Annotated in this window: 8 protein-coding genes and 2 pseudogenes; all 10 read right to left on the reverse strand. The window is 72.5% G+C overall.

Annotated features, from left to right (window positions below; translation table 11 throughout):
• Positions 1–615: pseudogene (locus AB0K34_RS44090) on the reverse strand (hypothetical protein); the annotation flags it as partial.
• A 207-nt stretch (positions 616–822) separates the two neighbouring features.
• Positions 823–1,680, reverse strand: coding sequence for a TIGR03936 family radical SAM-associated protein (locus AB0K34_RS44095; RefSeq protein WP_364554488.1), 858 nt, complete (start codon positions 1,678–1,680; stop codon positions 823–825).
• 189 nt (positions 1,681–1,869) lie between these two features.
• Positions 1,870–3,792 (reverse strand): TIGR03960 family B12-binding radical SAM protein, encoded by a 1,923-nt coding sequence (locus AB0K34_RS44100; RefSeq protein ID WP_364554490.1) that lies wholly within the window; start codon positions 3,790–3,792, stop codon positions 1,870–1,872.
• Between the two features lie 107 nt (positions 3,793–3,899).
• Positions 3,900–5,084 (reverse strand): rod shape-determining protein RodA, encoded by a 1,185-nt coding sequence (gene rodA, locus AB0K34_RS44105; RefSeq protein WP_138641143.1) that lies wholly within the window; start codon positions 5,082–5,084, stop codon positions 3,900–3,902.
• A complete protein-coding gene (gene mrdA / locus AB0K34_RS44110) occupies positions 5,081–7,153 on the reverse strand; it encodes a penicillin-binding protein 2 (RefSeq protein ID WP_138641145.1) in 2,073 nt (690 codons plus the stop codon). The genes rodA and mrdA overlap by 4 nt, the downstream gene beginning before the upstream one ends.
• Positions 7,150–7,749 carry a rod shape-determining protein MreD gene (gene mreD / locus AB0K34_RS44115; protein WP_138641146.1) on the reverse strand — a complete coding sequence of 200 codons (600 nt, stop codon included), beginning with the start codon at positions 7,747–7,749 and terminating at the stop codon, positions 7,150–7,152. The genes mrdA and mreD overlap by 4 nt, the downstream gene beginning before the upstream one ends.
• Before the next feature lie 3 nt (positions 7,750–7,752).
• Positions 7,753–8,766 carry a rod shape-determining protein MreC gene (gene mreC / locus AB0K34_RS44120; protein ID WP_364554493.1) on the reverse strand — a complete coding sequence of 338 codons (1,014 nt, stop codon included), beginning with the start codon at positions 8,764–8,766 and terminating at the stop codon, positions 7,753–7,755.
• A gap of 103 nt (positions 8,767–8,869) precedes the next feature.
• Positions 8,870–9,904 (reverse strand): rod shape-determining protein, encoded by a 1,035-nt coding sequence (locus AB0K34_RS44125; protein ID WP_067794123.1) that lies wholly within the window; start codon positions 9,902–9,904, stop codon positions 8,870–8,872.
• A 196-nt stretch (positions 9,905–10,100) separates the two neighbouring features.
• Entirely contained in the window at positions 10,101–10,511 is a 411-nt protein-coding gene (gene ndk, locus AB0K34_RS44130; RefSeq protein WP_138642067.1) for a nucleoside-diphosphate kinase, read from the reverse strand.
• 47 nt (positions 10,512–10,558) lie between these two features.
• Positions 10,559–11,089, reverse strand: a pseudogene (locus tag AB0K34_RS44135) (hypothetical protein); the annotation flags it as partial.

The raw sequence follows: 11,089 nt of genomic DNA on the forward strand, positions 1-11,089 counted from the left end.
GGCGCGGGTGCGCGTGCGGGGGGCGGGGGCCTCCTCGGCGTCCGCCTCGGGCTCGGGGGAGGTCTCGGGGGAGGTCTCGGCACCGGTCATGGGGACGGGCGCGGGCGTCTCGGCGGCGGCCTTGGCGCCGCGGGCGCGGGTACGGGTGCGGGTGGCCCGCTTCGGCGGCTCGGGCGCCTCCTCGGCGGCCGGCTCCACGGTCTCGGGCTCAGCCGCGGTCTCGGGCTCAGCCGCGGTCTCGGGCTCAGGCGCGGCTTCGGGCTCGGGCGCGGCCTCCTCGGCCGCGGGCTCCGCGACCTCGGCCCCGGCTTCGGTCTCCGCCGCCTCGGTCTCCGCCGCCTCGGCCTCCGCCGTCTTGGCCTCCTCCGCTTCGGCCTCCTCCGCCTCGGCCTCTTCGGCCTCCTCGGTCTCGGCTTCGTCGGCCTCGGCGGCGGGGGGCTCCGCGGGGGCGTCGTCCACCTCGGGCGGCGGGCCGGCGGGCCGGCTCGCCCGGCGCGGGCGCGAGGTCACGCCCGTGCCCTGCTCCGCCGCACTCCCGTTCGCGCCGCTCGCGGTCTCGGTCGTCTCTTCTTCGGTGCCGTCGGCCGCGGCCGAATCGACTTCGTTCTCAAGCATCCGGGCAATCTCCCGTCAGGCTCCCGGGCGCGTCCGCCCGTCCCGCCCGGGGGCGGATCGGTGCGGTGCGCCGCGCGGGAGCACCTCGTCAGTCATCGGCGTCGTCATGGCCGGACGGTGGTCCGGCCGCGACGACGAAGTCGTCGGGGGCGCGCCAGCCGTACCCTGCGGAACCGGTTCCGTGCTCCCACGGCTTCGGTCCCCCGGTCAGGCGCTGACGGCATCCTCGCTCGCGGCGTCCCCGGGCTGCGGCCGCACAGGGCCGCGGGCCGTCTCGGCGTCGTCGCCGGACGGCTGGCCGGTCTCCCGGTCGGGATCCAGGGGATCCGCGAGGCCACCGGTGTCCGCGTCGAGGGGCCCCTGCGCCAGCCTGGTCACCAGCGGCGGTGACGGCGGCGCGAGGTCGGCGACCTGGCGCAGTCCGGTGAGGATGTCGTCGGGTCGTACGGCCGGTGTGGAATGCCGAACAACCATTCGAAGTATCGCACAAGGGGCATCCGCCGCCTCCGCGGCGCGCCGGTCCAGCTCACACGCGGACACGGCGGCGCGCACGTCGAAACGGCGCCGTCCCTTCTTGGTGAGGCGTTCCACCTCGATGACCGGGGCGGCCATGAAGGCGGCCACGGCGGCGGCGGCGTCGCCCTCGGGCACGCCGTCCAGCCTGATCCGCCATTCGGACGCCTGGAGCCGATCGGCGAACGCGCCCGGCTTGACCGGTGCGTCGCCGCGGCCCGCCCGGACCGGCACGACATCGACGATGTCGAGCCCGGGGGGCAGGGCCGCGTCCAGATCGGCCCGGACCCGCGCAGGATCGCGGGTCTCGGTGAGCCCGATCTCGAGGTATTCGGCCTCACTGGCCACCCCTGTCGCCGCCGCACCCGCGTACGAGATCTTCGGGTGGGGGGTGAATCCGCCGCTGAACGCGACAGGGATCCCGGCGCGCCTGACGGCGCGTTCCACGGCCCGGGAAATGTCGCGGTGGCTCGTGAACCGCAGCCTGCCCCGCTTGGCGTAGCGGACGCGCAGTCGCTGGGTCACGGGGGCCGGCGCCGGACCCTCCGGCATGGGTGCCAGGGTTCTGGTCCTTCCTACTCGTGTCGAGTCGAAAAACTAGGTCTCCCTATAGAGTACGGGTCCCCGAGCATCGTTCGGCCAAGCGCGGGTGCCGCGAGGCCCGGACCGCCGCTGCTCAGGCCGATCCCGCAACCGCTTCCGGACACCCGGACTCCCGCGCGGGTCGCCGCACGGGACCCCTCAGACCACGGAGAGCGGGAGCAGCTTCTTGCCGGTGGGGCCGATCTGGATCTCGGTGCCCATCGTGGGGCACACGCCGCAGTCGTAGCAGGGCGTCCAGCGGCAGTCCTCGACCTCGGTCTCGTCGACGGCGTCCTGCCAGTCCTGCCAGAGCCACTCGCGGTCGAGCCCGGCGTCGAGGTGGTCCCAGGGCAGGACCTCGACCTCGTCGCGCTCCCGGACGGTGTACCAGGCGAGGTCGACGGGCTCGCCGGCGAACGCCTCCTCGGCGCAGGACGTCCAGCGCTCGTAGGAGAAGTGCTCGCTCCAGCCGTCGAAGCGGCCGCCGTCCTCCCAGACGGCGCGGATGACCTTGCCGACCCGCCGGTCGCCGCGCGACAGCAGGCCCTCGATGATGGACGGCCGCCCGTCGTGGTAGCGCAGGCCGATGGCGCGGCCGTACTCCTTGTCGCCGCGCAGGGCGTCCTTGAGGGCGTGCAGGCGCCGGTCGACGGTCTCGTGGTCGCACTGCGCGGCCCACTGGAACGGGGTGTGCGGCTTGGGCACGAACCCGCCGATGGACACGGTGCAGCGGATGTCCTTGCGGCCGGTGGCCTCCCGCCCGGCCTGGATGACCCGCTTGGCCATGCCGGCGATCGCGAGGACGTCCTCGTCCTCCTCGGTGGGCAGACCGCACATGAAGTACAGCTTCACCTGCCGCCAGCCGTTCTCGTAGGCGGTGCTGACGGTGCGGATCAGGTCGTCCTCGGTGACCATCTTGTTGATCACCTTGCGCATCCGCTCGGAGCCGCCCTCCGGCGCGAACGTCAGGCCGGAGCGGCGGCCGCCTCGGGAGAACTCGTTGGCGAGCGTGATGTTGAAGGCGTCCACCCGGGTGGACGGCAGCGACAGGGAGGTGTTGGTGCCCTCGTAGCGGTCGGCGAGGCCCTTGGCGACGTCGCCGATCTCGCTGTGGTCGGCACTGGACAGGCTGAGCAGCCCGACCTCCTGGAAGCCGGACTCCTTCAGGCCCTGCTCCACCATGTCGCCGATCGTGGTGATCGACCGCTCCCGCACCGGGCGGGTGATCATCCCGGCCTGGCAGAACCGGCAGCCGCGGGTGCAGCCGCGGAAGATCTCCACGCTGAACCGCTCGTGCACGGTCTCGGCGAGCGGGACGAGCGGCTTCTTCGGGTAGGGCCACTGGTCGAGGTCCATGACGGTGTGCTTCTCGATCCGCCACGGGACGCCCGGGCGGTTCGGCGCGACCCGCTGGATGCGGCCGTCGGGCAGGTACGTCACGTCGTAGAAGCGGGGCACGTACACGCCGCCGGTCGCGGCGAGCCGCATGAGCAGCTCGTCCCGGCCGCCGGGGGCGCCCTCGGCCTTCCACTCGCGGATGATCTCGGTGATGCCGAGCGCGATCTCCTCGCCGTCGCCGAGCACGGCGGCGTCGACGAAGTCGGCGATCGGCTCGGGGTTGAACGCCGCGTGCCCGCCCGCGATCACGATCGGGTGGCCGTCGGCGCGGTCGGCGGCCTCCAGCGGGATGCCCGCGAGGTCGAGCGCCGTGAGCAGGTTGGTGTAGCCGAGCTCGGTGGAGAACGACACGCCGAGCACGTCGAACGCGGCGACCGGGCGGTGCGCGTCGACCGTGAACTGCGGGATGCCGTGCTCGCGCATGACGGCCTCCATGTCGGGCCAGACCGAGTAGGTCCGCTCCGCGAGGACGCCGTCGCGCTCGTTCAGGATCTCGTAAAGGATCTGGACGCCCTGGTTCGGCTGGCCGACCTCGTAGGCGTCGGGGTACATCAGCGCCCAGCGGACGTCCGCCTCGTCCCAGTCCTTGAGCTGGGAGTTCAGCTCGCCGCCAACGTACTGAATCGGCTTCTGCACGCTCGGGAGCAGCGGCTCCAGGCGCGGGAAGAGCGACTCGACCGGCATGACGGAATCCTCCGTGCTGGGGACGTGGGGATGAGCGTCCAGCCTACGCGTTGGCGGCGCCCTAATCGAACGCGCCGGCGATCAGCCGAACGCCCTGCTGACCGAGGCTAGTCGAACGCCCTGCGGCGCACGTGGACGGCCTGCAGCAGACCGAAGGCGATCATGTTGGCGAAGGTGGCGGACCCGCCGTAGGACACGAACGGCAGCGGCAGCCCGGTGATCGGCATGATCCCGATCGTCATCCCGATGTTCTCGAACGCCTGGAACCCGAGCCAGCACACGACGCCCGTCGCGACGAGCGTGCCGAACAGGTCGGCGGCCTGGGTGGCGATGCGCAGCCCGCGCCACAGCACCACGCCGAGCAGCGCGACGATGATCGCGGCGCCGACGAAGCCGAGCTCCTCCCCCGCGACCGTGAAGATGAAGTCGGTCTGCTGCTCGGGGACGAAGTGGCCGCCGGTCTGCTCGCCCTGGAACAGGCCCTTGCCGAACGCGCCGCCCGACCCGATCGCGATCCGGGCCTGCTGGGCGTTGTAGCCGGCGCCGCGCGGGTCGGCCTCGGGGTTGAGGAACGCGGTGAACCGGGCGATCTGGTAGTCCTGCAGCAGGCCGAAGAAGAACACGGCGGCGGCCGCGGCGGCCCCGCCGCCGACGAGCCCGAACAGCCAGCGCTTCTGCGCCCCGGAGATCGCCAGCATGCCGAGTACGACCGCGATGAACACCAGCGTGGTGCCGAGGTCCGGCTGGAGCATGATCAGCACGCCGGGCAGCCCGGCGAGGGCGAGCGCGAGCAGCACGTCCCGGCGGCCCGGCCCGATCTCGCCGTCGCGCGGCTCGCCGAGGATCATCGCGAGCAGCACCACGAGCCCGACCTTCGCGAACTCCGACGGCTGCACCTGGAACCCGCCGCCGAGCACGATCCACGAGTGCGACCCGTTGATCGTCGAGCCGAGCGGGGTCAGCACGACGAGCAGCCCGACGCACGCGACCCCGTACAGGATGGGGACGTAGGCGCGCAGGAGCCGGTAGTCGAGGACGGTGACGACGCCGCCGAGCACGAACCCGATGATCAGGTTCAGCACGTGCCGCTTGAGGAAGCTCTCGGGGTCCTTGCCCTGCTCGGTGAGCAGGTGGAACGTCGCCGAGCGCACCAGCAGCGCGCCGACCAGCGACAGGGCCAGCACGGCGAGGAACAGCGGCCAGTCGAGGCGGCGCAGCCCGGCCAGGCGGGTCTGCCACGTCCGCCGCGCGGCGTACGCCTCGACGCTCCCGACGCCGGAACCGGTGATCACGGGGCGGCTCCCGTGTTCGGCGTCTTCGGCAGCTCGGACGGGAGCTTGCCGTCCTTGAGCAGCGGCTTCTTGTCCTTCGTCCCGTACATGGCCTCCCAGATCTCGCGGACGGCCGGGGCCGACGTCGAGGCGCCGAAGCCACCCTGCGAGACCATCGCGACGACCGCGAAGCGCGGGTCCTTCACCGGGCCGAACGAGGCGAACCAGGAGGAGTCCTGCTTGCCGTAGACCTCCGCGGTACCGGTCTTGCCGCCCACGTCGACGCGCTTGAAGTCGAACCCGTTGAACGCGCCCGCCGCGGTGCCGTCCTTCGTCACGTCGGCGAGGGCGTCGCGGATGTACTTCAGCACCTTCGGGTCGACCGGCAGCTTCTTCGGCTCCGGGGCCTCGATCCGGCGGACGACCGTGCCGTCCGGCCGCACGACCGCGACCCCGAGCCGCGGCACGACGAGCTTGCCGCCGTTGGCGACCGCCGCGTACGCGCGGACCAGCTGCAGCGGCGTCACCAGGACGTTGCCCTGCCCGACCGAGAAGTTCGCCGCGTCACCGGGGCGCCACACGTACCCCTCGGTGCAGTTCTCCGTCGCGACCGCCTTCAGGTAGGCGGCGCGCGCCGGGTCGGTCTTCGCGACCTGCGGGTACCCCTCCTTGGCGCCCTTGCAGTTGGCGGCCTTGGTGGCCTCCCAGTAGTCCTTCTTCCACTTGCGGTCCGGGATGCGGCCGCTGCTCTCGCTGGGGAGGTCGATGCCGGTCCTGGTCCCGAAGCCGTACTCGCGGGCCATGTCCACCATCGAGTCGGTGACGTTCTTCTTCGGGTGCATGCCGCCGTCGCGCTGCCACTCCAGGTAGGCGAACCGGTAGAACACCGTGTCGCACGACTTCACCAGCGCGGTGTGCAGCGTCATCGGGCCGTACCCGGTGCCTCCGGCGTTGCTGAACGCCCGGTTCCCGACGTTGTAGGAGCCGGGGCACGGGTAGATGCCCTTCAGGCTGGCCCCCTCCTTCACGGCGGCGGACACCGAGGAGATCTTGAAGGTGGAGCCGGGGGCGAACTGGCCCTGCGTGACCCGGGAGATCAGCGGCTCGCCGTTCTTCTTGCCGAGCAGCGCGTCGTACTTCTCCTGCGAGATGCCGCCGGTCCAGATCGACGGGTCGTAGGTCGGGTAGCTGGCCATCGCGACCATGCGGCCGGTGCGGACGTCCATCACGACCGCGGCGCCGGCGTCGGCCGGGTGGCCGCCCCTGCGCGCGTTGTCGATCGCGTGCTTGAGCGCCTTCTCCGCCGCGCCCTGCACCCCGGCGTCGATGCTGGTGACGAGGTTGTTGCCGGCCACCGCCTGCTGCTCCTCCGCGGTGCCGGTGACGCGGCCCTGGCTGTCGACGAGGACCCGGCGGAACCCGGGCTCGCCGCTCAGCACCGCGTCGTACTGCGCCTCCAGCCCGGCGCGCCCGACGAGGTCGACGCCGCTGTACCCGGTGACCTTCAGGCCCTTGCGCTTGTCCAGCTCCTCCTGCGTGACGGGCTGGAGGTAGCCGAGGACCTGCGCGGCGCTCGCCCCGTCCGGCTCCGGGTACTCGCGGACGGCCTGGATCTGCGCGGTGACGCCGGGGAAGTCCTCCTGCCGCTCCATGATCTGGAGGGCGCGCTTCGGGTCGACGTGGTCCTCGACGGGGATCGGCTGGTACGGGGAGCCGGGCCAGCAGGGCCGCTTGACGGTCGGCGAGCACAGCCGGATCCGCTTGGACATCTCGTCGTGGCTCGTCCCGAGGACGGCGGCGAGCCGCTTCAGGACGGCCTCGCCGCCGTCCTTCTGCCGCGACAGCGTGGTGCGGTTGACCGACACGACGAGCGCGCTGCGGTTGCGGACGAGCGGCTTGCCGCGGTCGTCCATGATCACGCCGCGGACGGCGGGGACGACGATGTCGCGGGTGCGGTTCTGGGCGGCGATGCCCCGGTAGTGCTCGCCCTCCAGCACCTGCAGCGTCCACATGCGTCCGACCAGGACGAGCAGCAGCGCGCCGACGAGCACGTACAGGACGACGAGGCGGAAGTGGGTCCTGGGGTTCACAGGGCCCCGCCCCGCCCGGACATCGCGCGGTACCGGGCGGCGGGCACGGCGAGGCCGTCGCCGCGCGACCGCTCGCCGCTCTCGTAGCGTCTGGTGGCGCGCAGCACCGCCCAGACGACGAACGGGCTGGCGATGATGTCGTAGAGGACCTGCAGCGGGACCATGCGCGACACGGTCCCCCACTCGGCGCGCGGGTCGCCGAGGATCATCCCGGTCGCCGCGTACAGCACGGTCCCGGCGAGGGCGCCGGCGGCGACGGCGAAGAACGGGACGACGGACTGGCGGTCCATCTCGGCGGACGCGACGCCGCACAGGTAGCCGATGAGGCAGTAGACGAGCGCGTACCGGCCGATGGTGTGGTCGGCGGGCGGGATGATGTCGGCGGCGAGGCCGGCGAGGAACCCGGTGACCATGCCGGTCATCGACCCGGCGACCAGCGCCAGCGCCACGACGGCCAGCAGCACCAGGTCGGGCTGCACGCCGCCGGGCAGCGGCAGCCGGTTCGCCACCGACACCTGCAGGATCAGCGTCACGGCGATCACCACCGCGGCCACCGCGCTGCGGCCGGCCGGCGACGCCTCGGGTGGGTTCAGCAACGTTCAGTCCCCCGCGCTCGGTTCTGTGGACGGGCTCGCGGAGCCGCTCGGCCGCGCGTCGCCGCTCTCGCGCGCCTTCGGGCTCTTGGTCGCCTTCGGGCTCTTGCTGGGGGTCGGGGTGGGGGTCACCGGCGGTTTCGGCTTCGGCGGGAGCACCGCGTCCCGGGGGTCGGTCTTCGGCGGGGCGACCACGACGGCGACGACGTCCAGGCTGGTGAACTTCACGAACGGCCGGACGTAGGCGGTGCGGGTCAGCCCGCTGGTGGACTTCTCGATGCGGGCGACCTCGCCGATCGGGACGCCGGGCACGTACGGGCGCTGGCCCTGCGACCCGAGCGTCACGATCCGCTGGCCGACCTGGATCGGCGCGGAGGCGTCCAGCAGCTGGAAGCGCAGCGGTGTGGCGCCGCCCCCGCCGAGGCCGCGGCGGCCCCGGCCCTGGGTGATGCCGATCTCCTTGGACGCCTCCAGCCGGGAGCCGATGGAGGAGGTCTGGTCGGTGGCGAGCAGCACGGTCGAGGTCGCGGGCCCGACCCGGGTGACCCGGCCGACGAGCCCGGCGGCGCTGATCACGGTCATGTCGGGCTTGATGCCGCTGCGGCTGCCGACGTCGATGGTGACGGTGTCCTCGAAGCCCTGCCCGGCGGAGATCACCTGCGCGGCGTGGATCGTGTAGCCGCCCATTCCCGCGGTGCCGAGCAGCCGCTGCAGCTGCGCGGACCGCTCCGTGTCGAGCCGGGCGGAGCGCAGCTGCTCGCGCAGCCGCTGGTTCTGCCGCGCCAGCTGGTCGGCGCGGCGCCGCTCGCCGGGCGCGTCGGTGATCGTGTCGAAGGTGTCGCCCACCGGCCGGACGACGGACGCGGACGCCCGCTCGACCGGCCCGAACACGCTCGCGCCCAGGTCGCGCAGGCCGCGCAGCGGCGACTGCGCGCCACCGCGGTAGTCCACGGTGATCATCGTGAGCGCCACGACGAGCAGCCCGCCGAGCACCATGCGGGTGCGCCGGGTGTCCTTCACGCACCGACCTCCGGTTTCCTCAGTCCCCCGGGTGCACTGCCAATGGCGGGCGAACCCGTCCTACGGCGGGCGAACCCGTCCTACGGCGGGCGGACCCGTCCGATCAATGCCGCGGCTCCGGCACGAGGACCTGGCGGAGCGACTCGAAGTCCTCGACGCACTTGCCGGTGCCGAGCACCACCGAGTCGAGCGGGTTGTCCACCAGGTGGATGGGCATCCCGGTCTCCTCGCGGAGCCGTTCGTCGAGGTTCTTCAGCAGCGCGCCGCCGCCGGTGAGCGCGATCCCGCGGTCCATGATGTCGCCCGACAGCTCGGGCGGGCACTTGTCCAGCGTGGTCTTCACCGCGTCCACCACGGCGTTGACCGGTTCCTCGATCGCCCGCCGCACCTCCTCGGCGGAGATCACGACGGTCTTCGGCAGCCCGCTCACGAGGTCGCGGCCCCGGATCTCGGCGTGCGGCTCCTCGTCGCCGCCGGGATAGGCCGAACCGATGGCCATCTTGATCTCCTCGGCGGTCCGTTCCCCGAGCATCAGCGAGTATTCCTTCTTGGAGAAGGAGATCACCGCCTGGTCGAGTTCGTCGCCGCCGACGCGGACGGACTGGCTGGTGACGATGCCGCCGAGAGAGATGATCGCGACCTCGGTGGTGCCGCCTCCTATGTCGACGACCATGTTGCCGGTCGGCTCGTAGACGGGCAGCCCGGCGCCGATCGCGGCGGCCATCGGCTCCTCGATGATGTACACGCGGCGGGCGCCGGCCTGGTAGCCGGCCTCCTTCACCGCGCGCTGCTCCACCCCGGTGATCCCGCTCGGCACGGCCACCACGATCCGCGGCTTGGCGAAGTGCCGGCGCTTGTGGACCTTCTGGATGAAGTAGCGCAGCATGCGCTCGGTGACGTCGAAGTCGGCGATGACGCCGTCCTTCAGCGGGCGGACGGCCACGATGTTGCCGGGCGTGCGGCCGATCATCCGCTTCGCCTCGATGCCCACCGCGACGATCTTTCCGGTGTTGGTATTGATCGCCACCACGGAGGGTTCGTTCAGGACGATGCCACGCCCGCGCACGTACACCAGTGTGTTGGCGGTACCAAGATCGACGGCCATGTCCCGGCCAAGAAACGACAGCTTGTTACCCATGAAGAAAGGGAGCCCTTCATGATTGACGGGCGTGTATAGCGGCGCGTCCATCGTAACGTGCGCCCCCGTCCGCGGGCAGTCACCCCGCCGCCGCGCGTCGCGGAAAAAACGCGTCCTGACCAGCTCGGTTTTCGCTAAAGAAGACGCGGGCCGGAAGATCCGGCCCGCGCTCGAACGGCGCCCTCGCGGGCGCCTCTCAGCCCAGTTCGGGGAAGAAGAGCTTGATCTCGCGCTCGGCGGAGTAGGTGGAGTCGGAGCCGTGCACGATGTTCTCGCCGATCTCCAGGGCGAAGTCGCCGCGGATGGTGCCGGGGGCGGCGCTGACCGGGTCGGTGGCGCCGGCCAGCGAGCGGAACGCCTCGATGGCGCGCGGGCCCTCGACGACCATGGCGACGAGCGGGCCGCCGGTGATGAACTCGACCAGCTCGCCGAAGAACGGCTTGCTCGCGTGCTCCTCATAGTGGGACTCGGCGGTCTCGCGGGCGAGGGTGCGCAGTTCCAGCGCGACGAGCTTCAGGCCCTTGCGCTCGATCCGGGAGATGACCTCGCCGATGACACCGCGGCGGACGCCGTCGGGCTTGACCAGGACGAGAGTGCGCTCGGACACGAGTGGTTCTCCTTGCGGAATTTTCGGTTTCGGTAAGCGCGCGAATACTACCCGCCCCGCGGGCCGGAAGCGGCATTACGGCGGCGCGCCGCCGCGACGGCGGTGGCGGCGGCGAGCGGCACGGCCGCCATTCCGGCGGCGATGAGCCAGTCGTGGTAGCCGGCCAGCAGGGCGTGGACCTGCTCGGCGCCGGTCGCCGGACGGGCCCGTCCCAGTCGCGCCGCCTGCAGGGACAGGACGAGGAGCTGCCCGGCGAGCACTGCGGGAAAGCACAGCGACAGGCCGAACAGCGCCGCGCCGGGTGCCGCGCAGCGCAGCGAGGCGGCGAGGGCCAGCCCGGCGCCGGCGCCGAGCGGGACGAGCGGGATCAGCAGCGTCCACTGCCCGCCGGGCCCCGCGCCGATGTCGACGGCGAGGCCGAGCGGAAGTGCCAGGGCCAGCAGCAGGAACCCGGCGGGCACCGCGCCGCGGGCGGGCGCGCGGGTCGCGGCGAGCGCGGCGGCCAATGCGGCGGCGGCCGCCGCGGCGAACGGGAGCAGCGGCACGCCGGCGCCGCGCGCGTGGGCGGTGGCGGCGGC

The sequence above is a fragment of the Actinomadura sp. NPDC049382 genome, assembly GCF_040677125.1.
GTDB lineage: Bacteria > Actinomycetota > Actinomycetes > Streptosporangiales > Streptosporangiaceae > Spirillospora > Spirillospora geliboluensis.

What these genes read in the sequence shown, in the direction of transcription:
- AB0K34_RS44095 (WP_364554488.1), bottom strand. Translation starts at nt 1,680, where the DNA reads ATGCCGGAGGGTCCGGCGCCGGCCCCCGTGACCCAGCGACTGCGCGTC.
- AB0K34_RS44100 (WP_364554490.1), bottom strand. Translation starts at nt 3,792, where the DNA reads ATGCCGGTCGAGTCGCTCTTCCCGCGCCTGGAGCCGCTGCTCCCGAGC.
- AB0K34_RS44125 (WP_067794123.1), bottom strand. Translation starts at nt 9,904, where the DNA reads ATGGGTAACAAGCTGTCGTTTCTTGGCCGGGACATGGCCGTCGATCTT.